This is a genomic window from Amycolatopsis orientalis (assembly GCF_000943515.2).
Classification (GTDB): Bacteria; Actinomycetota; Actinomycetes; order Mycobacteriales; family Pseudonocardiaceae; genus Amycolatopsis; species Amycolatopsis orientalis.
On record NZ_CP016174.1, the window covers coordinates 1,990,928 to 2,016,385 of the forward strand.

General features: G+C 67.4%; 14 protein-coding genes. 4 read left to right on the forward strand and 10 right to left on the reverse strand.

The features are described from left to right. Nucleotides 1-97 precede the first annotated feature (97 nt). Nucleotides 98-2,245: an MMPL family transporter gene (locus SD37_RS09560; protein ID WP_044852739.1), complete on the forward strand. Its 2,148-nt coding sequence runs from the start codon at nucleotides 98-100 to the stop codon at nucleotides 2,243-2,245. Nucleotides 2,246-2,262: 17 nt separating this feature from the next. On the opposite strand, the gene SD37_RS09565 is transcribed toward SD37_RS09560, so the two are convergent. The 10 genes from SD37_RS09565 to SD37_RS09610 form a co-directional block, all read right to left on the reverse strand. Next, complete coding sequence (locus SD37_RS09565) at nucleotides 2,263-3,714, reverse strand: HAMP domain-containing sensor histidine kinase (RefSeq protein ID WP_044852740.1); 1,452 nt, start codon at nucleotides 3,712-3,714, stop codon at nucleotides 2,263-2,265. Further along, nucleotides 3,711-4,394, reverse strand: a complete 684-nt coding sequence (locus SD37_RS09570; protein WP_044852741.1) for a response regulator transcription factor — start codon at nucleotides 4,392-4,394, stop codon at nucleotides 3,711-3,713. The genes SD37_RS09565 and SD37_RS09570 overlap by 4 nt, the downstream gene beginning before the upstream one ends. A gap of 370 nt (nucleotides 4,395-4,764) precedes the next feature. Continuing rightward, on the reverse strand, nucleotides 4,765-5,019 hold the full coding sequence (locus SD37_RS09575; RefSeq protein WP_044852742.1) for an ATP synthase subunit c family protein: 255 nt from the start codon (nucleotides 5,017-5,019) through the stop codon (nucleotides 4,765-4,767). A 1,002-nt stretch (nucleotides 5,020-6,021) separates the two neighbouring features. Continuing rightward, nucleotides 6,022-7,428 carry a helix-turn-helix transcriptional regulator gene (locus SD37_RS09580; protein ID WP_044852743.1) on the reverse strand — a complete coding sequence of 469 codons (1,407 nt, stop codon included), beginning with the start codon at nucleotides 7,426-7,428 and terminating at the stop codon, nucleotides 6,022-6,024. A gap of 131 nt (nucleotides 7,429-7,559) precedes the next feature. Then, nucleotides 7,560-8,918 carry a cation:dicarboxylate symporter family transporter gene (locus tag SD37_RS09585; protein WP_044852744.1) on the reverse strand — a complete coding sequence of 453 codons (1,359 nt, stop codon included), beginning with the start codon at nucleotides 8,916-8,918 and terminating at the stop codon, nucleotides 7,560-7,562. Nucleotides 8,919-9,744: 826 nt separating this feature from the next. Further along, nucleotides 9,745-14,991, reverse strand: a complete 5,247-nt coding sequence (locus tag SD37_RS09590) for an ATP-binding protein (RefSeq protein ID WP_044852745.1) — start codon at nucleotides 14,989-14,991, stop codon at nucleotides 9,745-9,747. A gap of 55 nt (nucleotides 14,992-15,046) precedes the next feature. Then, complete coding sequence (locus SD37_RS09595; protein WP_044852746.1) at nucleotides 15,047-17,026, reverse strand: acyl-CoA dehydrogenase family protein; 1,980 nt, start codon at nucleotides 17,024-17,026, stop codon at nucleotides 15,047-15,049. A 24-nt stretch (nucleotides 17,027-17,050) separates the two neighbouring features. Further along, nucleotides 17,051-18,271, reverse strand: coding sequence for a beta-ketoacyl-[acyl-carrier-protein] synthase family protein (locus tag SD37_RS09600; protein WP_174567830.1), 1,221 nt, complete (start codon nucleotides 18,269-18,271; stop codon nucleotides 17,051-17,053). Beyond that, a complete protein-coding gene (locus SD37_RS09605; protein WP_044852747.1) occupies nucleotides 18,268-18,504 on the reverse strand; it encodes an acyl carrier protein in 237 nt (78 codons plus the stop codon). The genes SD37_RS09600 and SD37_RS09605 overlap by 4 nt, the downstream gene beginning before the upstream one ends. Nucleotides 18,505-18,547: 43 nt before the next feature. Further along, on the reverse strand, nucleotides 18,548-19,588 hold the full coding sequence (locus SD37_RS09610) for a beta-ketoacyl-ACP synthase III (RefSeq protein WP_044852748.1): 1,041 nt from the start codon (nucleotides 19,586-19,588) through the stop codon (nucleotides 18,548-18,550). A 518-nt stretch (nucleotides 19,589-20,106) separates the two neighbouring features. Between SD37_RS09610 and SD37_RS09615 the strand changes: the two genes are divergently transcribed. The 3 genes from SD37_RS09615 to SD37_RS09625 are packed head-to-tail and all read left to right on the forward strand — an operon-like array spanning nucleotide 20,107 to nucleotide 25,397. Next, the gene (locus SD37_RS09615; RefSeq protein ID WP_044852864.1) at nucleotides 20,107-22,506 is read left to right on the forward strand and encodes a right-handed parallel beta-helix repeat-containing protein; all 2,400 of its coding nucleotides are present in this window, start codon (nucleotides 20,107-20,109) and stop codon (nucleotides 22,504-22,506) included. Between the two features lie 56 nt (nucleotides 22,507-22,562). After that, nucleotides 22,563-24,989 carry a hypothetical protein gene (locus SD37_RS09620; RefSeq protein WP_044852749.1) on the forward strand — a complete coding sequence of 809 codons (2,427 nt, stop codon included), beginning with the start codon at nucleotides 22,563-22,565 and terminating at the stop codon, nucleotides 24,987-24,989. A gap of 54 nt (nucleotides 24,990-25,043) precedes the next feature. Next, nucleotides 25,044-25,397 (forward strand): WXG100 family type VII secretion target, encoded by a 354-nt coding sequence (locus SD37_RS09625; RefSeq protein WP_044852750.1) that lies wholly within the window; start codon nucleotides 25,044-25,046, stop codon nucleotides 25,395-25,397. Nucleotides 25,398-25,458 lie beyond the last annotated feature (61 nt).

Here is a 25,458-nt window from a genome sequence, read left to right on the forward strand (position 1 = left end):
ACTTCTCTATGTCCACAGTGGAGTCATTAACGGTCCTTTCAGATTCGCTCGGTATGAAGTCGGCGTCACATAAGCGATGTAACGTAGGAGGCCAGTGATGGCAGTCAACGCAGCGCCGTCCGGGAAAGCGCCGTCCGGTCGGTTGGCAGGCCGGTGGGTGCCGTGGTTGGTGATCGGCTTGTGGGTGGCGCTGGCGGTGGTCATGGTGCCGCTGAGCGGAATGTTGAGTTCGGTCACCACCGACAGAGCCGCCGACACCCTGCCGGCCGGCGCCGAGTCCACCAAGGTCGCGGTGCTGGAGGGCAGTCTCCCCGGCGGGGAAGACAACACGTTCGTCTTCGTGTACCACCGCGCCGGCGGCATGACCGACGCCGACCGCGCGACGGTCGAGCGCCACTACGAGACCCTTGCCAAGCGGTACCCGCCGAAGGTGGCGGCCCCGGCCGGCGAGGGTGACGAGGGCCCACCGACGAGACCCTCCACCGACGGCAAGGCGATGATGTTCACCCTCGACGTGAGCAAGACCTACGGCGCACCGGAGGCCATCGTCGGCCCGGTGCGTGACGCCGCGAAGGACCGCCCCGCCGGCTTGGAACTCGACGTGACCGGCCCCGCCGCGATCGACGGCGACATGGAATCCGTCTTCGACGGCATCGACCTGCAGGTCTTGCTCATCACCATCATCGTCGTCGCGCTCCTGCTCATCCTCACCTACCGCAGTCCGGTGTTGTGGTTCATCCCGCTCGTCGCCGTCGGCGCGGCCGCACTGACCGCGATGGCGACCGTCTACCTGCTCGTCAAGGGCTTCGGCGTCGTGGTCAACGACCAGAACTCGGCACTGCTGACGATCCTGGTGTTCGGCGTCGGCACGGACTACGCGCTGTTGCTCATCGCTCGATATCGGGAAACACTGCACCACCACGAAAACGTCCGGGTCGCGATGCTCCACGCGCTACGTAGCGCGGCGCCGGCCATCGTCGCGTCCGCGGCCACCGTGGTCGCCGGCCTGCTCTGCCTGCTCGTCGCGGACCTGAACAGCACCAGCGGGTTGGGCCCGATCGGTGCGGCCGGCATCCTGTGCGCGCTGGTGGCCATGCTGACACTGTTCCCGGCGCTGCTCGTGGTGCTCGGCAGGCGGATCTTCTGGCCGGCCATCCCGCGGTTCGGCACGGCCGTGGCGGAGAAGCCGGGGCTGTGGGGACGGCTTGGCACCGCCATCAGCCGCCGCCGGTGGGTGGCGGCGCTCGCCTCGCTCGGAGTCCTCGGCGTGCTCGCCGTCGGGTTGGCGGGCAACACCGGCGCCCTGCGTCAGCAGGACCAGTTCCTGGACGCACCGGAGTCGGTCACCGGTTTCACCGTTCTCCGCCAGCACTTCCCGGAGCTCGGCGGCCAGCCGATGACGATCTTCACGCGGCCGGCGTACCAGGAGCGGGTGCTCGACGTCGCCAAGGGCACTCCCGGCGTGGCCCAGGCCGTCCCGGGCCAGACCAGCGGCGGCTGGGCCGAAATCTCCGTGTTCCCGACGGACGCGCCGGACACCGTCGCCGAGTACGACACGATCAAGCGGATGCGCACCGCGGTGCACGCGGTGAGCGGGGCTGAGGCGATCGTCGGCGGTCCGAGCGCGGAGCACCTCGACACCGAGGAGACCACCAGCCGCGACGAGAAGCTGGTGATCCCGTTGGTGCTCGCCGTCGTCCTGCTCGTCCTCGGGCTGCTGCTGCGCGCGATCGCGGCCCCGCTGATCCTGATGGCGACCGTGATCGTCTCCTTCGCCGCGGCCTTCGGCGGCAGCGTGTTCGTCTTCGACACGATCCTCGGGTTCAAGGGGATCGACTCTTCGGTGCCGCTGCTGGCGTTCCTGTTCCTGGTGGCGCTCGGCGTCGACTACAACATCTTTCTGGCCAGCCGGGCCCGTGAGGAGACCGTGCGTCTCGGCACCAGAGAGGGCATGCTCAAAGCCCTCTCCGCCACCGGTGGCGTCATCACCTCGGCAGGCATTGTCCTTGCGGCCACGTTCGCGGTCCTCACCACGCTTCCGCTGGTGATGCTGATCGAGGTCGGGTTCCTGGTCGCCTTCGGCGTACTGCTCGACGCCCTGCTGGTGCGGTCGGTCCTGGTGCCCGCCCTCACGTTGCTGATCGGCCGGCGGATGTGGTGGCCGAGCCGGCTGTCCCGGCCGGTGGAGCGGCCCGACGGTCAACGGCCGCCCGTCGACGATGAGGAGCCCGCGCTGCAACGGTGAGCGCGCCGCCGGGGAGGTCACCGCACCGCGGTGTCCTCCCCGGCGGTTGGCCGCGCGATCGGGGCGGGCGGGGCCGCGGCCGGAAGGTCGACTCGAAGCAATGCTCCACCGCGCGCGGATCGGGCAACGGTGGCCCGGCCGCCGTGGGCGTCGACGACCCGCTGCACGATCGACAGCCCCAGACCGGATCCCGGCAACGCGCGGGCACTGTCGGCACGATAGAACCGGTCGAACACCCGCGGCACGTCTGCGGCGTCGATGCCCGGACCGGCGTCGTCGACCTCGAGCACTGCCGACGCGCCTTCGGCACGGAGCCGGATCTGGACCGGCTGGTCCGCGGGAGACCATTTGCCGGCATTGTCGATGAGGTTGAGCACCGCTCGTTGGAGGCCGGCGGGACGCCCGCTCATCCACACGGAGGTCACGTCGAGCGCGATCTCGACGTCGGGCACACGGGAACGCGCCCGGGCCGCGGCGGCCATCACCACGTCGGCGAGGTCGAGCACCTCGGTGCTCTCGTCGCTGACGTCACCGCGCGCCAGATCGGTCAGCTCGGCGGCCAGGGTGCTCAACTCGGCCACTTGCGCACCGAGATCGTCGAGCAGCCGGGTCCGGCTCTCCGAAGGCAGCGCGCTGTCCAAGGTGCCGCGCCGATCGAGCCGGATCAGCAGTTCGACGTTGAGGCGCAGGCTGGTGAGCGGGGTCTTGAGCTCGTGGGCGGCGTCCTCGGCGAGCAGCCGCTGGGCCCGGCGGGAGTCCCGGAGCGCGGCGAGCATGTCGTTGATCGACTGGATCAACCGCCGGATCTCCCCTCCACCCTCGTCCGGGATGTCGGCGTCGAGATCCCGGGTGTGCGCGACTCGGACCGCCGCGGCGGTCAGCCGGTCGATCGGTGCCAGCCCGGCCCGCGCCACGGTCCGCCCGACAAGGGCGCCGCCGGCCACGCAGAGCAGCCCGATCAACAGCATGCCCAACCCGAACCCGTTGATCGGGCTGTCGTCGGCGGCGCGGGCCACCTGGATCGCGCCGCCGCCCGCCCGCAGTGTGTAGACGAGGTAGCCGTCGTCGTCGAGGTCACCCGACTCCATCAGGTCGGCCGACGCACCCTGCGCCACGCGCCCGGCGTGCTCGCTGACCGGGGGAAGCGCGGGTTGGCCGTCCGGCGTCCGGGTCGAGCCGTCGGGCAGGATGACCCGTACCAGCCGACCGGATCCGGGATATGGCGGTAGCTCGGCCTGCGCCAGACCGGCGCGCTCCGCGTTCGTCGCCAGGACGCGGGAGTCGGCACGTAGTTGATCCTCCACGGTGTCCTGCAACTCCCAGGCCAGCAGCTCACTGGCCACCTGGAAGGACGCGAACACGCTGACCGCGATGGCTGTCGCGGCGATCACCGTCAGCCTGGTCCGCAGGGACCGCCGGCGCCACCAACCGGTCAGTCGGCCCCGGGCCCGGCCGGCGGGCCCGCTCACGGAGCAGTCTCTCGCAACGTGTACCCCAAGCCACGGAGGGTGTAGAGCAATCGCGGCTCACCCTCGGCCTCCATCTTGCGGCGTAGGTAGCTCACGTGCACCTGGAGGTTGTTGGCGGTGACACTCATGTCGTAGCCCCAAATCGCCTCGACCAGCACGCCTCTGGGCAACACCCGGGTCGCGTTGCGCACGAGAATGTGCAGAAGGGAGAACTCGATCCGGGTCAGGCGGAGCGCCCGCCCGCCCCGCCACGCCTCGAACCTGTCGGGATCGACCCGGACGTCGGCGAACGTCAGGATCTGCGACTCGTCGTCGCCCGGCGCACGGCGGCGCAGCAGGGCCCGGACCCGGGCCAGCAACTCTTCGGTGGCGAACGGCTTGGGCAGATAGTCGTCGGCGCCCGCGTCCAGCCCCGCGACCCGGTCGGAGACCTGATCCCGGGCGGTCAGCATCAGCACCGGCAGATCCTGGCCCGCCGCGCGCAGCCGCCGGCAGGTCTCCAGCCCGCCGAGGCGGGGCATCATCACGTCGAGGATCAGCAGATCCGGTGCGTCGCCATCGATTCCGTCGAGCACGGCGAGACCATTGGCGACGGTGCTTGTGTCGTAACCCTCGACCTGGAGCACCCGCTCGAGCGACTCACGGATGGCCGCCTCGTCATCCGCGATCATGATCCGCACGCCCCGCCCCTTCCCAACGATGCTTTTGCCGGTCATTCTCCCCGGTCAACCTGAAGCCAGGATTAAGCATCGCCGCCCCGGTGACTGCGGCCCACCGCGGGTCTCGACCTGTGCCCGATCGGGAACTCCGATGCGATGAACGGACACGGCCGCTTGGGTGAACGGTCGAACGGCGGATTCGGGATCAAGGTCTGCACCTGGTGATCCAGTGTGCTCCGTCGGCTTCGCCCATGTTGTCGATCGGCGCGGCTCGCTCGTCCACATCGGACGCCGCGCGGGCGTCCGATGTGGACTTCCGTTGCCTTCCCGGTGGCATCGCCAATCCGGTGTTCAGTGCAACGGCTTCTAAGGCATGGCGAGCCGGTGAAATTCAGCCACGGGAGGCGAGGAAGTAAATAACGATACCGATCAGCGCGAGCACCTCGGTCAGCACGAACGTCGAGAAGGCGATAGTCTGAAGCTTTCCCTGGGCCTCCGGCTGGCGTGCGGTGCCATTGATGACGGCGGCGAAAATCAGGCCCACGCCGATACCAGGGCCGATCGCACCCAGGCCGTAACCGATGGCGGCGAGGCCAGGGTTGATGCCGGCGGATACGGTTGCCTGCGCAAGAACGATGTTGTTCATGGCGTTTCCCTTCGGACTCGGTCCGCGCGACTGATGTGGACCAGGGGATTCAGTGTTCTCGGTGCTCCGATGTCAGTGTGGTGCCGTCGACCTCGTCTATCCACTCATATGGACTGGATACCACCCCGGAAGTACAGCCGCAAACGCAGCTTTGAAGCGGAGCAAGAACTGCGATCTGCGGATAGCATCATTCGGGGGTTTGCGTAATCGCCGGCATCACCTCTCGTCCTGGTGCGCGCCGCCGCGGAATTTCAGTACCACAGTCACTCCCGCGGCCGCTAGTTGGCGTGAAGACTGCCCAACACTGACTTTACCCGACCCTCAAACCTATTTCAGGTCGGAGTTGCCGAATCGCACCGAATGTGTGGTGGCCGACAACTGCCCGGGCCGCACTCGTTCAACCCAGATCGGCAAGAGTCGGACGCTGAAGTCCGGCCTTTCGGCGCGAAAGGCTGCCCGAAGTTCCCGAACCTCACCGAAGCCATCGACAAGATCGTGCGCGCCCGCCTCAACCGCCTGCAGGATCGGCCCGCCGCCAACGCCGTCACTCGGCTCGAGGTGCCGACGTCGGTGCCCGCTGAGGGCCGGCGGGCCCGCCGCGGATACCGCGGCAGCGCACGAACGGTGCGGCGGCTCATCCAGACCTGGCCGGCTGGCTCATCCGCCCCGCGGCCGACCGCGCCGGCCGGGAGCGGGCCAATCTCGCGCGAATCCTCGAACGCCGTCCCATCCTGCTCGTGGTCGACCACCTTGCCGCCGACTTCGGTGGGATGCTGCGCGACCTTCCCCATTCCTTCATCGTCGATTGCACCGGCACCCGGCACCAGTGCGAACCAAGACTCCGTCCATGAAGGATTCTGGACGTTCGATGTCCCAAATTCCTCATCAACGGAACCGAGCGTGGAGGAAACAAGGCGATCAACGTTCCAGATCCTTGCCCCGTTCCGGGGCCCGGTTCGAGTCGTTGGACGAACGATCCACCGAGATTTCCGTCCTGGGGAACTAGAGGATGGGAACTGGTATCGAACGCAACTCGCTTCGGCCGGAAATGGCGAGTTTGCGGTACATGTTCGAAAGATGGAATTCCACGGTCGAGGTCGTCAGGCTCAGGCGCTTGGCGATCTCTCCGTTGCTCAGGCCTGCTTGGGCGAGGTTGGCGACTTTGCGCTCTTTCGAAGTAACCGTCGGAGTGTCGCCTGCCACGGCCCACTGCCGTATGGCTTCGTCGGCACGGGTTTGCCAGTGCTTGTTGCACGTCGAAAGCGCCGTTTCCCGGAAATTCCGGAGGACTGACCGGACCTCATCATGACGTCCCTCGAGCCTCAGCTTGATCGCGAGCTGATATTGGGCTTCCAGCAAAGTGGTCCGGGCGCCGCTGCGGGTCAGCAGTTCGATCGCGTTCTTCAAGAGCTTGACGCCGTGCTCCTTGCTGTAGAGCAGACTGACCGTGCGCAATGCGGTACCGATCGCGCGGGCGGTGCCCCACCGTGTCGCGTTGCTGAGTTCGTCTTCTGCGAGTGGGAGGGCGACGGCCTCCCGGCCTGCGATGGCGGCACAGAGCGCCGCGCGTGACCGCCACGGGATGACGGCCGGATTGGTGACACCCCAGCCGGCGAGCTCCCGGCCGCAGGCGATGAAGTCTTTGTAGGCCGACTCCGACTGCCCGATCGCCTGGCTCAGCAGACCGCGCGCCGAGAGGACTTCGGCACGGTCTGTGACGGCGTCCAGGCTGCCGCTGAGACCATGCGTGCGCATCAGGTCGTCTGCGCGATCGAGGTCGCCGAGATCGACCAGGGCTTCGACGGCCCAGGCCACTCCGACATCGGTGAACTGGTCCCTGGGGCCCTGGGTGATGGCGGGAATGAGGAGCCGGACGGCGGACTGGGGATCGCCGCTGAGTCCCGCCAGTCGGGCTCGGAGCACGATCAACGCCGACGTGGCCGCCCAGCCCGAGCGCGTCATGGCGCGCTCACAGTGCCGCAGTGCCGTGACACGGTCGTCGAGGTAGACGAGCGACAGGATCGAATACCAGAAGGTGCCGACGTCGCGCCAGTTGAACGACTGCAGGGCCCGGTCGGCGAACTCGGCGGCCGCCTGCGGGTCGTTGCCGTTGTTCACCAGTAACATCGCGCGCGTCGCGACCAAACGCTCCGGTGGAACCGGGTGCCCGTGCCTGCCGGAGGTCTGCACTCCGGGTCTGGGGCTTCCCGCCACATAGACCAGGCCACCGAGGTCCGGCCCGACGATGTCGGGGTTGGCGGGCGAGAGGACTTGACGCAAAGCGGCTATGGCGGCTTCGCCCGCCTCGGTCCATCGGCCCAGCTCGCTCAGGCGCGCCCGTTCCATTCGCGCGGCCTCAAGGGCTTTCAGTGCGGCCGCGGTACTATCCGGTTTGTCCAGTTCGGTCATGCCTTCCTGATCCTTCTTGGCGGGGCGTTCCCTGACTGCGGTGACACTACCTTTACTCACCGTAATCCCTTGGATACATCCACGGTGAAACGTTGTGGAAGCGGCGTTCACCTGGACGGCTCCGTGCGGCGTCAGCCGGTCGCCGCGGGCTCCCGCTCTTCCTTCCGTTCCGGGGGAGGTCCGGAATGCTCGTCGAGCAAAGTGGTCTCGTCGAACGGCGCCTGGCCGGCGAACACGCGGCCGGCCTGGGCGCGGTCGAATTCCTTGGTCCATGAACCGATCAGCACGGTGGCGACGGCGTTGCCGGCGAAGTTGGTCAGTGCGCGGGCTTCGGACATGAACCGGTCGATGCCGAGGATGAAGCCGACACCGTCGACCAGTTCCGGCCGGTGCGACTGCAAGCCGCCGGCCAGAGTCGCGATGCCGGCGCCGCTGACGCCCGCCGCGCCCTTCGACGCGATGATCATGAACACCAGCAGCGAGATCTGCTCGCCCAGCGACAGCGGCTTGTCCTGCGCGGTGGCGATGAACAGCGTCGCCATTGTCAGGTAGATCGCGGTGCCGTCGAGGTTGAACGAGTACCCGGTCGGCACGGTGATGCCGGTGACCGGCTTGCTGACGCCGAGGTGTTCCATCTTCGCGATGAGCCTCGGCAGCGCCGACTCCGAGGACGAGGTCGACAGGATCAGCAGGAATTCACGGCCCAAGTACTTCAGCAGGCTGAAGATGTTGACCCGCGCGCCGATCCACAGCACCGCGCCGAGCACGCCGAACACGAACACCAGGCAGGTCAGGTAGAAGCCGATCATGATGACCGCGAGACTCCGCAGCGCGCCCCAGCCGGTCTCACCGACGACGGCGGCGATGGCGCCGAACGCGCCGATCGGGGCGGCCCACATGACCATGGAAAGGATGCGGAACACCAGCCGCTGGATGTGCTCGATCCCGTTCAGGATCGGCTTGCCCTTCGCGCCGAGCTTCTGCAGCGCGAAGCCGGCGAGCAGCGCGACGAGCAGCGTCTGGAGCACCTGGCCGCTGGTGAACGCCGACGCGAAGCTCGTCGGGATGATGCCGAGCAGGAACTCGGTGCCGCCCGCCGCGGTGGTGGCTTGCTTGTGCGCGCTGTTCGCGGCGGCCGGGTCGAGATGCAGCCCAGAGCCGGGGTGCAGCAGGTTGCCGACGACCAGTCCGATGGCGAGTGCGAAGGTGGACATCAGCACGAAGTAGCCGAGCGCGAGCAAACCGACCCTGCCGACCTTCGCCGCCTTCGCGACCGAGCCGATGCCGAGTACGATCGTGCAGAAGATGATGGGGGAGATCATCATCTTGATCAGGTTCACGAACCCGGTGCCGAGCGGCTTGAGGTCCTTGGCGAACCCGGGTGCGACGAAGCCGACCAGGACGCCGAGTACCACGGCGGCCAATACGGCTAAATACAGGTAGTGCGTTCTGTCGCGTCGACGGGGCGCCGCTTCGGGTGTCGTAGGCACCGTTGCCTCCAGATCGGGTATGTCCGGGATCGCCGGTCACTATCGCCCAGGCGGGGGGCCAGGGGAACCGTTCTGGTCATTGAGTTCGCACATCGGAGACGAACGGCCGTACATCGTGAAAAAAAGTGCATCGCCGGACAAGCGAGGCTTGTGTCCTGAGTCGTAAGGCAAAAGTGGTAAGTCAAACGTGTCGTGGTGCGAGCCCTGTGGCACAGGCTGTTCCCGTCGGCTGGCAAGGCAGGGGCTTCGTGGCGCACGCGGAACAGGACGCCGATCCTCCATAAAGGACACCAGGCCCCGCTTTGCGTCCGGTTTGGGTGCTTTGCCTGGGGGTCGTGAGTGGCAATGGTCGTTCTATTGAGGGGTAAGTCAAAGGTGGCGTGCCCGGGCCCTGTGCTGCCGCGTGAAGGCCCCCTTCCCTACTCTGAAGGTCAATGCCAGGAACTTAAGCGGCAGTGCCTGAGGTTCCCCTGATCGTCCATAAAGGACGCTTACCGTGGCAAATTGTCCGTTTGAGTATCATCTGCCCGTATTTCCAAGTCCGTGAAGGCCTCCTTGAGGGACTCTGAGTCCCTCAAGGAGGCCTTCGCTACCGTCTGGGCCGACCACGCCCCCGCTGACGTCGCGCAAGCCACTCTCGCAACCTGCCACGTTTGCCCTACCCGTCAATAACCCTCTTCGCCACTCACGACCCCGCGCAGAATCGGACATAAAGTCATAGACCGGGCGTTCAATCGGCACGAATTGTCCCTTGTGGACATTTTGAACGAGGTCAGGTCGACAGTCGGTCCGACGGCTGTGCGTCCACAAAGCAGGCCGGGTCGGTTCAACGAGGCTCGGTGATCGCCTTGATGATGCGCGGCCGCACCTCGGCGACGCTGACGATCGCGTCGACCGAACCCACGTCGACGGCGCGCTGGATGCTGTGCACCCTGTTGAACTCCGCGGCCACCTCCGCGCGAATTTCCGCTTGTACGGCGGAACTCGCCGCTTCCCGGTCTGCGGCCGCGCGCACTCTGGGGTCGTTCGCCGTGCGGCGCCGCACCTCGGAGTCGAAGACCACCGCCGCGGCGGGAGCTCCGCCGATGACCGACGCGAACGCGCCTTCCACGGCGAGCACCGTCATATTCGGGTTCAGCGATTTCGAGAACACCACGAAAGCGCCGCCGTGGTAACGCGAAAGGACACAGAGGACGATCGGGCCGGTGAAGTTCACGATCGCCCTGCCGATTTCGGCGCCGTACTCGAGTTGGAGCCTGCGCAACGACTCGGGTGATCCGTCGAAACCGGACAAATTCGCCATGATCACGAGTGGCCGGTTCCCGCTGGCCGCGTTGATCGCACGGGCCACCTTCTTCGACGACAACGGGAACAGTGTGCCGGACGTGAACGTGTCCGGACCGTCGGCGGGCGGCCGACCGCGCCTGGCCACACTGTGCGATTCGACGCCGATCAGGCACACCGGAAGACCACCGACATGGGCATCCTGCACCACCGCCGTCTCCGCGTCGGCCATGCCCGCCCACCGCTCCAGCACCGGGTGGTCCTGGTCGGTCACGGCCCGCATCACGGCGCGGATGTCGAAGGGGGACTTCCGGTCACCGTTGGCCTCCGCGGAGAAGATCTCGCCCACCGTGCTGAAGCGGCTGGAGGCGGAAGAGTGCGGGAAGCGCGAGATGTCACGATCATGCGGATCCGCGGTCACCGTGGCGCGAGCCGTGGACTCGCCGGGCGCCACATAGGTGTGCGCGTAGTGCGCCATGAGAATCGCGCAGGCGGCAGCGAGATCCGGCGCCCAGTATTGTGCTTGGCCGTTGGGCCCCATCACTCTGTCGTGGCCGCCGATTCCCAGGTTGTTCTCCGCGGACACACCGCCGGAGAAGTCCAAGGCCTTCTTGCCGGTCAGCACCATCGTCGAGGACGGCGTCATCACGAGAACGCCTTTGGTGTGCATCAACATCGTCGCCTCGGCGTTCCAGTACGGTTGAGCGCCGACGTTGACACCCGCGACCACGACGTTGATCTCGCCACCGCGCTGAGTGAACTCGACGATCCGTTTCAGCACCGCCGCGGCCCAGTCGAGGTTCTCGGTGCCCGAGGTCATGGAGATCCGGACACCGGCCGAGACGGAGAACCACTCCAGTGGAATTCTCCGCCGCTCAGCCAGATCGAGCGCCCCGATCACCCGCGCGCACTCCTGCTCGGACAGCGCGCCGAGCGATTTGGTCGGGTCGCCGAACAGTGCGACCCGCGTGAGGCCTTCCGGATGGCGCTCGGTGGGCACGGAGACCACCCCGGCCACGACAGCGGCCGAGTTCCGCCCCCGTGGGCGGTCGACCGGCACCAGCGAGCCGGCCTCGTCGAGGTCGTGTTCGACGAACGTCCCGCCGGGGCCGGTGAGCAGATCCACCACTTCGTACGGGTGGGCCGCTCCTGCCGCTCTGGCACGCAGCACCTGCTGACGGTAGTCGTCCAGCCGCCGCACGGGCTCCGCCAGGCGTTCTTCGACCAGCACCCGCGAACTGAGACCGTCGAAAACGATTCGCAGCCGCGAGCCCGTCGGTTCGGCCTTCGTTCGCAGATCGACCACGATTTCTTCCAGCCCCGTGGCGATGGTCGTCCCCCGGATCCGCTCCCCGGCCGCGTGCAGCTCCGCGACGGTCAGCCCGACCGGTGGCCGCAGGTGGATGAAGATCCGGTCTCCTCGTGTCACGGTTTTCGGCGGCGCGCAGGACCGGCGCGCACTACGTATCTCGTCCAGGCAGAGTGCGACCACGTGGTCCAGACCTGGGAGCGCGATGGACGCTTGCGCGGCCGCGAGTAGCCAGGTGTCAGCGGAATCCTCGGGGGCGACGCAACGAACGACGACGACGGCGTCGTCTCGCGGGCGCAGGGGAGTGAGGTCGAACTCGCGCAGGCGATCCCAGCCCAGCCGATCGGCCGCGTCCGGATGGATACCCCGCAGATGCCTGTCTTCCAGTGTGGACGGCGGCCGGAATGTGAAAACGCGATGATGATCGCCGTTGTGGCCGACGAGGATCACGGTGATCCGGCTCAGCCGGTTCGCTTCCAGCGGTGGCGCGAGTGTCTCGCGGAGTTCGGCCGCGACCACGTCGTCGTCCTCGGGCTCACCAGGCCAGCGAAGATAGATGTCGACGTCGCAAGGACCTTCTGGCACCTTCTCGCTGATCGTCGTGACCGCGTGCCGCAACTTCGCGAAGGACGTGTGCGCCGTGACAAGCCGGCGCCCTTGGTCCGCGACGACGACGAAGGTGCCGTCGGTGCTGCGGTGGACCTGTGCGCGCTCCGGCAGCCGTTCGTCATGACAGCGGCTCAACGCTTCCAGTACCGGAGCCGGATCCGAATCGGACTCGAGGAGTCGCTGAACGAGCAGACGCTTTTCCCGTACCGCCGGCCGGACGGACCAACGGAAACGCACTGAACCGGCCAAGTCACGGACTTCCGGAGATCGCGTGACAGTGCTGATCCGAGCCAACACGGGTAACGCGGCTTCCGCGGCCGGTCCTGAGGGCGGCGGAGTGACCAGCCATTGCCGCAGAATTGCCACGGCCACCGGTTCCGTCGCGCGGCGGGCGGCCACCGAGATCCGGAAGATCGCGTCCTCCAGCGCGTTCGTCCGCTGTGGGGTGTCAATCCCGTAGTGCCCGAGAACCTCTGTCAGTCGCTGCCGGAACGTGCTGGGGACATCGGCTTTCTCGACGTCGAGTGTCTGCAAGAACCGGTGGAACTGTTCGCGCGGACTGTGTGCCGTGCTCGCTGCTTCGAACGGGCTGTCGCAGCTGTCGGAGTTCAGCGCCGAAATGTCGCCGAATATCTTGAGCAGCGCGGTTTCCCGTTCGACGGGGTACTGGCCTGTCGCGGCGAGTTCCGGCCGAACCGCCAGGTATTCCGCCAGCGCGGTTCGCCGTTGAGAGTCGTCGACGTCGAAGCCGAGCAGTACGCTCCGAAGATCTCCGAGGGCGGCCGCCATCCGTGCGGATAGGGTGCCGTGGACCGGAGCCGGAGGCAGTTCGAGCCCGGCGAGATCCGGACCGGGCTCGACTGTGGCAGGGCCGGGCCCGGTCAACGGTTCGAGCCGCATCAGCGGCGTGCCCGTCTCCACCTGCCCGCCCACCTCGGCGAGGCATTCCCGTACCCGAGCCGGGAACGGGGCGCGCAGCACGTTCTCCATCTTCATGCTTTCCAGCACGATCAAGGCGGCACCTGCCTCGACCTCCGCTCCTGGAGCCGCCGGCGTGGCCACCACCAATGCCGACGACGGCGCTCGTACCATTCCGCCGTCGTCGCGGCTGATCCGATGCGCGATGTCGTCCACCTCCACGAGGTGGACGGAGCGATGGGCGTGCATCACGAAGCGGAACTTGTGCCCGTTGACCCGGAGACTTCCCGTGTGGCGGTCGAACCGCTTCAGCTCCACTTCGGCCGTCAGGACTTCTGTGCCGGTCTCCAGCCGCACCAGGTGCCGATGATGCGCGGTACGCGCGACCCGGGCGCGATAGGAGACTCCTCGCAGGGTGAAGTCCATCGGACGGCAGGCTTCCTGGTGTTCACGAGGACGTCCGCCACGGGCGGACTCGAGGAACCGCAGCCGGTCCTGTGCCTCTAGTGCTTCCGCAGTGTCGACGGCGGCGGCCAGCAGCGCGACGCCGCGATGCCGATCGTCACGCAGCTGCCCGGCCGCGCGCACGCGATCGACCCAGCCCGTGTCGGCCGACGCCTTGATCACCTCGGGCCTGTCGAGCAGATCGAGGACGAAACTCTTGTTGGTCGCGCCCCCTTCGATGACGACCGTGGTGCCCGCCACCGCCCGGCGCAACCGGCCCAGCGCCTCGTCCCGGTCCCGTCCGTACGCGATGATCTTGGCGATCATGGAGTCGAAGTCGGCCGGGATCGAATCACCTTCCGCCACCCCGGTGTCCACCCGGACACCGAAGCCGGTCGGCACGGTGAACCTGGCGACCCTGCCGGGTGCGGGCAGGAAGTCGCGGTCCGGATCCTCGGCGTTGAGCCTGGCCTCGATGGCGTGTCCCACCGCCGGGGGTGGATCCCCCGCGAGCGTTCCGCCGAGTGCCACCCGCAACTGCGCTCGTACGAGATCGAAACCCGTGGTGACTTCGGTGATCGTGTGTTCCACCTGGAGCCGGGTGTTGACCTCGAGGAAGGCGAACGTGCGGTCTTGCGGCTGGTAGAGGAATTCGACCGTGCCGACGCCCTGGTAATCGACCGCGAGTACCAGCCGCTCGGCCGCGGCCTTGAGCTCGTTTTCCTGCTCCGGCGACAACAGCGGGCATGCCGATTCTTCGATGATCTTCTGGTTGCGGCGTTGGATCGAGCAGTCGCGCACGCCCAGCGCCCAGGCGTTGCCCTGGCCGTCCGCGATCACCTGGACCTCGACGTGCCGCGCTCCGGTCACCAGCCGCTCGAGGAAAACGTCACCGTGCCCGAAGGCGTGCCGCGCCTCGATCCTGGTGCGTTCGTAGCACTCGACCAGCTCGGCTCGATCGGCGACCATCCGGATGCCACGCCCACCGCCGCCCGCGGTCGCCTTCAGCATCAGGGGATAGCCGATCTCGTCCGCCATCCGGACCGCTGAGCCGAGGTCAGGTACGGCACCACGGCTCCAGGGCGCGACCGGGACACCGGCGGCCTCCGCGACCTGTTTCGCGCCGATCTTGTCGCCGAGTCCGCGCATGGCGGCCGCGCTCGGGCCGATGAAGGTCACGCCGAGCCTGTCGCAGAGTTCGGCGAACAGCGGGTCCTCGGCCACGAATCCCCAGCCGACCCAGGCGGCGTCCGCGCGAGTCGTGACCAACGCCCGTTCTAGCACGCTCAAGTCGAGGTAAGGCTTGGCAGCGGCAGGTCCCAGGTAGTGCGCCATATCGGCTTCCCGCACGAACTGGGCGTCCCGGTCGACATCGGTGTAGAGCGCGACCGTCTCGATCAGCGCCCCGGTTTCCGCGACGAGGTCGCGGGCGGCGTTGAGGAACCGCATCGCCGCCTCGCCGCGGTTGACGATGGCGACACGTCCGAAGGAAAGCCCCTGATCCGACATGCGTTTCACCCCAGAACTTGGTCGTGGCTGAACGGGGACTGACCGGGCCGTTGTCTCAGGCCAGGTCCAGAACTGGTGTTTCGCTCTTGTCGGGGACCGTGTCGTCGGTGGTTTCCGCGTCCTTCGGGGCGCGCGGGGTGAGTGTGAAGACGCTGTCGCGTTGCCGGATGGCCGCCACCTTCGCCTGCTCCTCCGGCGACACCCGAGACCAGATGTACCGGTCCACCGCGGTGAGGTAGTCGTCCGCCGCGATCGGCGCGCGCAACAGCTCGCCGGAAAGGTTGAATCCGCCGACCAGCATGGCCGAGAAGGGCACCAGCGCCGCGGCGGTCTCGTCGATGAGCGCGGGGATCCGCCTGACCTGTGCGGGGGTCAGCGCACCCTCCGCGAGGTACCAGCCCGCCTCGCGATTGATCTCGAGCAAGCCGTACAGGGAGCACAGCAGGCGCAGGGCCTCGCCGACTCGCTCTTCTCGCGCGTCGGTGGTGGCGGAGCAGAACTGTTCCATGGCGACACGCACGCCACGGCCACGAGCCATCGCCACAGCGGTGGTGATGTTGTCGTTCCACAGCGACGCGAAGGGGTTTTCCCCTTCATAGGCGGCCAATCCCCGCATGTTCGTGCGGAAGGTCTCCCGCAGGTGCGTCTCGCGGTAGCGCATCAAGTCCAGCTGCAGCGTGGGGTCCGTCAGGTCACCTTCGCCGGTCGCCGGCGGTTCGGGCAGTGGCACCCTGGGCGTCTGGTGCAGCAACTCCAACGCGGTGGTGGCGATCCTGGGCAGTGCGTCGCCCTCTGCCGTCACCACCCCCTGTGCCATGCCGACGTAGTCCGCGATCCGGTTCACCGAGAACACGCCCTGGGCGCCGAGCCGTTCACGGCAGGTGTTGATGACCTCGGACATTTCCCAGCCTGCCAGCGCCTTGGTGATGTTGACCAGTGAGGTGACGTCGGCGGCGTGCGTTTCGGCGAACCGGCGCTTGGTGTGGTTCACCAGGCACGTCATCGCGTAGACCTTCGCCAGCGCTCCGAGCACCGCGACCTGATGCGTGCGGTACCCCATGATCGGCATCTCGCGGCCGTGTCCCGGTGCCGCCGTCCGACGGTTGAGCGAATACGTGACCGTGAGGTAGGCACTCGCCCTGCCCGCCGCGACGATGGACCCGGCCAGGCTGACACGACCGGGATTCACCCTGTCCAGCGCCTCGGTCAAACGCTTGCGGCGGCCGCGGACGGCGCTGTGGAAGGTGCCGTCGGGAGCCAGGTGCCCCATCTTCCCGGACAGCAGATTCCGGTGTGGCAGCCGGACATGGTCGAACCACGTCATGCCGTTGTCGAGCGCCAGCCCCGGATTCTCCGGGCAGGGCGCGGCGTGCACCCCGGGAAGCAGTCCATTGTGGTCACTGAGCGGGACGATGAAGGGAAAGATGCCGTGGTCCTCGTGGCCCACCCTCAGCCGGGCCATGACGATGGCGATCTTGGGTATGTCCCGGATCCCGGTGTACGGCATGAACTTCTGTGCTCCGGCATGAGGTGTGTTGAGGTCGAACTCCTCGGTCGCGGGGTCGTAGACCGCGGTCGTGGCGAGGTTCGCGACGTTGTTGCCGTACCCGAGCTCGGTGACCATCAGCATGCCGACCGAGGACATGGTGCTGAGCTCTTCGATGTAGTCGGCCAGATCCGTGCGGCCCGCACCGTGCTGCAGTATCGCGCCGAGACACAGGTTGTAGTGACTGTTCAGCAGCGCGGTCGTCGTGGTGTCCAGCAGGCTCGACCACTCGGTCACCGCGAACAGCCGCATCGGATCGGCGACCAGGTCGACCGCCGGGCCCAGCGCGCGCTGCATGCGGAACGTCCGCTCGTAAGACAGGAGTCCGGCTTCGCGTTTGGTCAGGTTCTCCCGTGGATCGAAGACCGGGTCCGCCAAGACGGCACGCAGGTCTCGGTGGATCCTGGCGAACTCGCCGTCGTAGACGATCCGGACGAGGTCTTCCTTGCAGCGGTCGGCGGTGGTGTCCGATGCGGTGGGTGCAGTCATACGGCTCGTTCCTCGAATTCCTTGTCAGGAGGCCAACAGGAGCGCGGCGTTCGCTCCGCCGAACCCGAATGAATTGCTCATCGCGACCCGGTACGTGCCGGTGCGCGCCGAGCGGACCAGATCGAGATCGATCTCCGGATCCAGGGAGACCAGATTGGCGGTGGGAGGTGCCACGCCGTGCTCGAGCGCCAGTACCGAATAGATGGCCTCGATCGCTCCGGCCGCGCCCAGCGTGTGGCCGATCGATCCCTTTGTCGAGCTGACAGCGGGTCCGTTGCCGAAGACCCGCTTGATGGTGGCCGCCTCGACCGAGTCGTTGAGTCGTGTCGACGTCCCGTGTGCGTTGATGTAGCCGACGTCCGCGGGCGTCATCCCCGCGTCGGCGAGCGCTGTGCGTATCGCGTTTTCGGCACCTCTTCCCCCAGGTTCCGGGGCGGTGACGTGATGTCCGTCCGCCGACGCGCCGTAGCCGACGACTTTTCCCCTGGCGCGCGCCCCGCGGGCACGGGCGTGCCCTTCGTGCTCGAGCACGACCATGCCCGCACCCTCCGCGATGACGAACCCATCCCGACCGGCGTCGAAAGGCCGCGAAGCGGTGCGCGGGTCCGATCGCCTTGCCGAGAGGGCGTTCATCTTGGTGAACGCGGCCACGGTCATGGGCGTGACGCCGGCGTCGACGCCGCCCGCGACGACCACGTCGGCCGCGCCGGAGCGCAGCAGGTCGCGTGCCACGCCGATCGCCGTGGCTCCCGAGGCACAAGCGGTGGACACGGTCAGATTGGGACCGCGGGCCCCGAATTCGATGGCAAGCTGCCCCGCGGTCATATTGGTCAGGAACATCGGCATCGTCAGTGCGGAAACCTTGGCGGCGCCTTTTTCCAGCATGGCCGAATGCTGTGCTTCGAGTGTCGCCATGCCACCCAAGCCCGTGCCGACGACGACACCTACCCTGGCGTCGTCCCAGCCGCCGGAGGACAGTCCCGCGTCTTCGATCGCTTGCCGAGCGGCCGCGATGGCGAGCGCCTGCGTGCGGTCCATGCGCCACGCCCGTTTCGGGCCGACCGCGGCGACAGGGTCGAACCCGGGCACCCGGCACGAGAGATCGACGGTCAATCCGGCCAGATCCGGGTCGAGTGCCGTGGCGGACTCACCCTTCAGCACGTAGTTCCAGCTTTCGTCGACGCCGATGCCGGCCGGCGTCACCAAGCCGATGCCGGTCACCGCCGCCGCGAAAGGTGGAGTCACGCACGTGCCTCCTGCCGCTCGAGCATGTCGATCAGCTCGCCCAGGTTCTCCAGCTTGACGAACTCCTCCGAATCGAGGTCGAACCCGAACGCCTCGGACAGGACTTCACTGAACTCGACCTGCGCCAGGGAATCGAGGTCCATCTCGTCGAAGGTCGCTTCCCTCGAAATGGCCTCGGGTTCCACGCCGAAGGCTTTGGTCAGCATTGCTTCGACGCGCTCGTAAACAGTCATGACGGTCTCCTTGTTTTCTTTCGTTTGCTTGCCGAGTACCGGTTCACAGTGGAGCGTCGGTCACTAGGTCCGGCCACACCAGCGTGGTCCCTCCCCAGGAAAGTCCCGCGCCGAAAGCGCTCAGCAGGACTCGGTCGCCGGACGTGAGTTCACCCCCGGAGGCGGCGGCGGTGAGAGCGAGCGGAATGGAGGCGGCGAGCGTGTTGCCCACCCGATCGATATTGACGAAGAGCCGTTCGGCCGGAATCTCGAGGCGTTTGGCGACCGCGGTCAGGATGCGCAGGTTGGCTTGATGGCCGACGAAACGATCCACTGTGGCCACGGGCCAACCGGCTTGCTCCAGCGCCGAACGCGAAGCCTCCGTCATGCGTGCGACGGCCTGTTGGAACAGGGTCCTCCCCGCCATCTGGAGGTACCAAGACGAAACGTCCAGCCCGTGTCCGAGGCCCGTCGCCGACCGCTGCCGGGACCCGCCGGAGGGAATGTGGAGCAAGTCGGCGTGCGACCCGTCGGTGCCGAGGCTCACCGGTCCTATCGCGCCCGGTTCGTCCGTGCTGCCCGCGCGCAGCACGACCGCGCCCGCGCCGTCCCCGAAGATCACCGCGGTGCCGCGGTCCGCCGGATCGACGAAGGTGGTGAACGCCTCGGCGCCGACCAGCAGCACGGATTCCGCGGTTTCCGAGGCGATGAGGCCCTGGGCCGTGGCGAGGCCGAAGAGGAACCCGCTGCAGGCCGATGTCAGGTCGAAGGCGGGGACGATGCCGAGACCGAGGCGATGAGCCACTTCCGGGGCACCCGCGGGGCAGAGCCGGTCCGGCGACGTGGTCGCCAGGACCACCATGTCGACGGTGCCCGTCCCGGCGGATTTCAACGCCCTGTTCCCGGCCTCCACCGCGAGGTCGACACTGGACTCGCCCGCGCTGACCACATGCCGCTCCTCGATTCCGGTGCGCGAGGTGATCCAGTCGGGTGAAGTGTCCAGATGGGCCGAGAGGTCGGCGTTCGTGACCGTTTTCGGCGGCACGTACGCGCCGACACCGGCGAGCACGGCCGCGGCACCACGATTCTTCTGCCGAACTGTCATCGAAGGTCCTCGACGGAAAGTTGCATGATCGGACTCCTTTGGCGGTGACACTGTGGGACTCCGCACAGGTCCAGCGTGGCGACCAGTGAACTACCGGTAGTGACTACGATCGTTTAAGCAGGCTAAGCACACGGTTGGTTATTCAGACTCATCGTTGTCCATCGAGGGCACTTTGCGTGGACGTAATTCCCCGGTCCGTGCGCGGCGGCGAGCAGAAGTCGTAGTGTCGTGCGCGTATCATGCCCGCCGTCGCCGTCCGAGCGATTGAGCCGGAATGAAGTTCCGCCCCGCACCATGGGCGTATGAACCGGTCTTCCCCGATCCAGCTGGGTGTGCCCCGCCGCCGCGGCCGGCGGTGGCGGCGTTTCTGTCCGACTTGTTGCCCGAAGTTCTCCAGTGCGCTCACCCTGTCGCCCACGTGCACGATCATCGGCCCAGGAGCCGATGAAGATTTCGTTGAGGCCGTGCGGGTGTGCTCAAGCCCGGGACGAACGAGAGACGTGAAAGGAAGCCGGAACGTGGGCCAGAACGTCATCATGGTCACCCAGACGCCTGGGCATGGTTACCGGCACATCGGTGACGCGGTGGCCGGTGCGCCCGATGGCGCCTTGATCGTGGTCGCGCCCGGCCGGTACAGCGAAAATCTCGTGTTGTCCAAACCAGTGACCATCACCGCCGAAGAGGGCATCGGCACGGTGACCGTCCTGAGTGGTTCAGGCGTGACGGTTTCGGTGGCCACCAGTTCGGCCGCGCTCTCCGGCATTTCGGTCGTGTCGACCGACAAGGACAACCCCGCGGTCTTCGTGGCCCAGGGACAGCTGAGCCTCACCGAATGCGCTGTCGAGGGCACAGGCTGGTCCGCGGTCTTCGCCTCCGGCGAAGGCAAGATCCTGATGCGCGAGTGCGAGGTGCGCAACGCGGTGGGCGCCGGCGTCGTGGTCACCGCCCCCGACGGGGGAGTGCTCGAGTCCTGCCGGTTCACCGGCATGGGAACTTCCGCCGTTGTCGTGGCCGACGACGGCGCGCTGATGATGCGTGCCTGCGCGGTCGACAAGGCACAGGGCAACGGCATCTGCCTCAACGGCCGTGGCACGTTGTCCGTCGAAGACACCACCATCACCGGCACGGGCAAGCCCGCGATCGCCGTAGAGCAGCAGGCCGTGATGAAGGCCAGGCGCCTGTCCGTTTCCGCCGCGGACGGGATCGGCTTCTATCTCGCCAGCACGGGCGCCGTCGTCCTCGACGATTGCTCTGTCGAACGCGTCGGCGCCGAAGGTATTTTCGTGGCCGAGGGGTGCAAGCCGGAACTGCGCGCGTGCCGCGTCCGGGCGGCGGGATTCCGTGGTGTGCACTTCGCCGCGCGCTCGGGCGGCAAGGTCGTCGACTGCGAGATCGCGGAAGTGGACGGGATCGGCGTTGAGGTGACCGAGCGGTCCACCCCGGAATTCGACCAGCTGCTCGTCGCCGGGAGCAAGCGCTCCGGTGTCCGGGTGTCCGACGCCGCCGACCCGTTCTTCCGTCGGTTGCGGGTCCTCGGCTCGGACGGCGCCGGTGTCGAGGTCGACGACGCGGGCCGGGGCACGATGGAGAACGTCGAGATCGAAGGCGGCGAGGTGGGGCTGCGCATCGTCGGCGGCTCCCGGCTGACCGCGAGCGGGCTGAGTGTGCGGAACACCAGGGCCGCCGGGGTCGAGATCGTCGACGCCGCGCTGGCGCTGGCGGACAGCGCGGTCACCGGCTCGGGTGGCGACGGTGTCCACGCCGGCGCCGGTGCCAACCTGTCGGTGGTTCGCTGCCGGGTGCACAGCAGTGGCGGCTCGGGCTGCCAGTTCTCCGACGGCGCCTCCGGCAGCGTCACCGATTCCGAGTTTTCCGGCGGTAAGGCCGATGGCGTCCGGCTCGAGACCAGGGAGGCGGTGCGGGTTTCGGCCTGCACCGTCCGGGACAACCATGGCAGCGGGGTGCGGCAGACCAGGCCCAGCACGGCGATCGAAGTGCTGGACCTGATCACGAGCGGCAACCTCCGCCCTGACGCTTTCGGCACGTCCGCCTCGGCCGAATCGGCGAGGCCCGCGCCCGCCGCGCCGCCCGCTCGTGCCGAGACCTCGGGCGACCCGCTCAAGGAACTGCAGGCACTCGTCGGACTGGACGGGGTCAAGCGCGAGGTCACCTCGCTGATCAACCTCAACAAGATGGCCAAGCGTCGCCAGGACGCGGGACTCTCGGCCCCGCCGATGGCCCGCCACCTGGTGTTCGCGGGTGCTCCGGGCACCGGCAAGACCACGGTCGCCCGCCTCTACGGGCAGGTGCTCGCCCAGCTCGGCGTGCTGCGTGAAGGGCATCTGGTCGAGGTGGCCAGGGCCGACCTGGTCGCGCAGATCATCGGTGGCACCGCGATCAAGACCACCGAGGCCTTCACCACCGCGCTCGGTGGTGTCCTGTTCATCGACGAGGCGTACACCTTGAGCTCCGGCTCGGGGGGCACGGGGCCCGACTTCGGACGTGAGGCCATCGACACCCTGGTCAAGCTCATGGAGGACCACCGCGACGACGTCGTCGTGATCGCCGCGGGTTACTCGAACGAGATGGCGAAGTTCCTCGAATCGAACCCCGGTATGGAATCGAGGTTCAGCCGCACGATCGAGTTCGCCAACTACACGGCGGACGAACTCGTCACGATCGTCCGGACCCAGTGCGCCAAACACGACTACCGCCTCGACGAAGCGGCGGCAGGTGATCTGCTGGACTACTTCGAGGCGATTCCGAAGGACGGCACTTTCGGCAACGGCCGCACCGCCCGGCGTGTGTTCGAGCGGATGACGGACAGGCAGGCGTCCCGCCTCGCCGAGACTCCGGAGGTGACCGCGGCCGACCTCACCCTGCTGACGGCGAGTGACCTGGAAACGGGTGTGCGATGACCCGCACACTCGGCCCATCCGGTCCGTCCACGCGCAGCGATCGAGTGGGAGACAAGATGAACCGCGACATCGTGGATCAAGGTGCCGGTGATTTCGTCGTCGAACGGCGCGGTGCCCACGTGGTGGTCCGCCGGATCGGCGAAGCGGACGCCGGGCGTGGGCCGATCGGCTGGCCGGAGGCCGTCGACGGGCACGTTTTCGTCCTGGTTTCCCCCGACGCGGCGAAGGATGCCTCGCTGACCACCGCGTTGCCGGGCTTGCTGCACCGTTTCGTGGTCGCGCAGGAGGTCAAGGCCGTACGGATCGCCTTGCCCGGGTTCGGCAGGGATCCCTTCCTCCCGCAGGCGCTGGCGGACGCGCTGAAGATCGAGGTTCACGTCCCGGACGGTTCTTTCGTCGTCGCCCCTGGCGCGTTCCTGTACGCGGGACACGGGACCGGCGGCACCGGCTGGCTTCGATTCGGCCCGGGAGTGCCGGCTTGTCTCGGCGGGAAGCGGTATCCGGTACCAGTTTGGGAAGCGGCGCTTCCGGATAACCCGGTCGCCATGGCGCACGCGGTCGTCGAGCCGATACCGGCAGGCCTGCTGGTGCGGCGTCCGGAAGGACGTCCCGCAGCCCCTGGCGACGAGGCTTTCTCGGTGCCTGCCGATGCCGCCGCCGTGAGTATTGTCGTGGGAGCGCAAGACATCGCTCCTGACGTCGGCGCCGTGTCCACTGTGGTCGTTCGGCTGGCCTCGATCCGGACTCGGCTGGTGTCACTGTCCACAGTGACCAGCGCGCATGCGTGGTTGAGCGAACTCGTGAAATCCCTCGGCCGGAACGTCACCGTGACAGTATCTCCAAGGGAGGCCGAGAAGCGCTATCGGCCGTTCGTGGTGAAACTTCTCCAGCGTGTGGACGGAACCCAGGAAGTCTCGGAAGCCGCCGCCCCGCCCAAGGGATGGCAGCAGAGTGAAGCCCTCCGATACCGGCGTGGCCGGGTTCTGGCCGACGTCGTACCGTCGGGACTCGTCCTGCGAACCGGAGCCGGCGACCCCTCGGCCTCGGTGCCGCCGTTCGACCCCGAAGGCTGGACGCTGTACCTCGGGACCGCCGGCGAGCTGATCGGGCCGGACCTGCTTTCCGCAGCGGAAGCACTTCTCGGGGAACTCGCCCCGGAAATCCGCAGGGTGGCCCGTCTGCGGCTGCTGGGTGTACTCGACGAAAAGACCCGCGAACTGATCGATCGCAGACCGGCCATCGCCACCCGGCCCGTACCCGCTGCCGAGCCGGAGCAGCGCCCGGAAACCCCGATCGCGCCTTCATCGCCGGCGATTTCCCAGCCTGCACCGGCCATTCCGGTCGCCGAGGTCGCACGTCCGCAGGGTGGCCCGGTCATGCCGTCCGCGCTCATGGTGTCTTCCGCGCCGGTGCCGACGGTGTCCGGCTCGGCTTCCGCTCTCCCCCAGCAGGAGCCTGTAGCGGAAGCGCCGCCCGCGCCGGTCGAGGCGGAACCGCCGGCCCTGGCCGAGCTCTCTGGGACCGCCTCCGAGAAACTGGGCGATACCGTGCCGGCGGGGGAATCGCCTCTGAACCACGAGCCGGCCGAGTCCGGGGGAGCGCCGGAGCCTGCCGGTCCGGCCACTCCTCGCCCGGCGCCGGGGAGCGCGCTCGTCGTTGCCGACCGGGCGAGTACGGCGGCCGAGCAGTCTCGGTTCGCCGCGGCTGCCGGTGATGTGTATGGCGAGGCGCTCGCTTCGGTGAACGCTGCTTTGGCGACGTGGCCGTCGATGCGTGGTCAGGCGGATGCGGCGGTGAAGGCGGACTATGTCGCGATTTGTTTGTATCTGGGTCGTGGCCGTGGCGGTTTCGACGATCTGAACACCGCTGTGCGGGGCGGAGCCGCCGGGGAGATCGACGGGCAGGTCCACTGTCTTGCCTCGGGGTTGCGGCGGTTGCCGACGCACCGGCGGCCGGTGCTCCGGCAGGGCAAGGACGCGTTGGGGCTCGAGCGGGCGATCGAGCCGGGCTCGATCCTGACCGAGCCCGGGTTCCTTGTCGGCAGCATGGATCTCGATGTGACCCTGGCGGAGGCGGATCTCGATGTCCTGATCTGGCCCGCGACGGCCCGGCGGACGTCGGAACTGCTGATCGGGCAGCCGGTGAACGAGGTCGTGTTCTTCGCCGGTGCGCGTTTCAAGGCCTTGGCCCTGCGGGAGGCCGAAGCCATCGGTGACGAGCCGGAGGACGAGCTGACCGCGCCTCGGCTGGCCGCGTTGTTCCGTGAACTCGCGCCCGGTGAAGAGGTTTCGGCCCCGGGTGAGCTGGATGACCAGGACCTGGCGGTGCTGGCGAAACTCGACCGGGCGCTCGAACGGAGGCGCCGTGGTGCGCTGCGCGTGATCGAGGAACGCGACCTGATGAACCGCATGACGAGTTCTCTCCAGGAGTGGCACGAGGAGGTGTCGGCCCCGGCGGGCCGGACGTTCACGCTGGCTTCGTGACCGGTTCGCCGGAAGCTGTTCGACCCGGGACATCGTTCAAGGAAAGGTAGGACAATGGCTGAAGAGTTTCGTCTGGATCCTGCGGGTATGCAGGACATGCTGGGCAGGTTGAAGTCCGACAACGCCGAGTTCTCGGCTGCGATGGACAATTTGAATCGTGTTCTGGAACGGTTCGACGGGTGCTGGGGTCATGACAAGGCAGGCCAGATGATCGCCAAAGGTTATGTTCCCAGCGCGAAAGATGTGCAGAAGGGGGTGAATGATTTGTCGACAGGTGTGGGCGAGATGTCTGACGGGGTCAAGGACACGGTGAATGATTTCCGTGATCTGGACGAGGACAACGCGAAATCGTTCGACCATCGGCTCGGAGAGGCGATTCGGGAGAAGAAGAACGAGTCCGGTAAGTAGATTCTCGATCGATGGTTTTGTTTCGTAGGGTGATCTGACTCTGTAGCGAGGGAGGTGGGCG

Excerpts from the sequence above, each read along its gene's own strand:
- SD37_RS09560 (WP_044852739.1), top strand. The coding sequence starts at position 98 with ATGGCAGTCAACGCAGCGCCGTCCGGGAAAGCGCCGTCCGGTCGGTTG.
- SD37_RS09575 (WP_044852742.1), bottom strand. The coding sequence starts at position 5,019 with ATGAACAACATCGTTCTTGCGCAGGCAACCGTATCCGCCGGCATCAAC.
- SD37_RS09580 (WP_044852743.1), bottom strand. The coding sequence starts at position 7,428 with ATGACCGAACTGGACAAACCGGATAGTACCGCGGCCGCACTGAAAGCC.
- SD37_RS09590 (WP_044852745.1), bottom strand. The coding sequence starts at position 14,991 with ATGTCGGATCAGGGGCTTTCCTTCGGACGTGTCGCCATCGTCAACCGC.
- SD37_RS09595 (WP_044852746.1), bottom strand. The coding sequence starts at position 17,026 with ATGACTGCACCCACCGCATCGGACACCACCGCCGACCGCTGCAAGGAA.
- SD37_RS09605 (WP_044852747.1), bottom strand. The coding sequence starts at position 18,504 with ATGACTGTTTACGAGCGCGTCGAAGCAATGCTGACCAAAGCCTTCGGC.
- SD37_RS09610 (WP_044852748.1), bottom strand. The coding sequence starts at position 19,588 with ATGACAGTTCGGCAGAAGAATCGTGGTGCCGCGGCCGTGCTCGCCGGT.
- SD37_RS09620 (WP_044852749.1), top strand. The coding sequence starts at position 22,563 with ATGAACCGCGACATCGTGGATCAAGGTGCCGGTGATTTCGTCGTCGAA.
- SD37_RS09625 (WP_044852750.1), top strand. The coding sequence starts at position 25,044 with ATGGCTGAAGAGTTTCGTCTGGATCCTGCGGGTATGCAGGACATGCTG.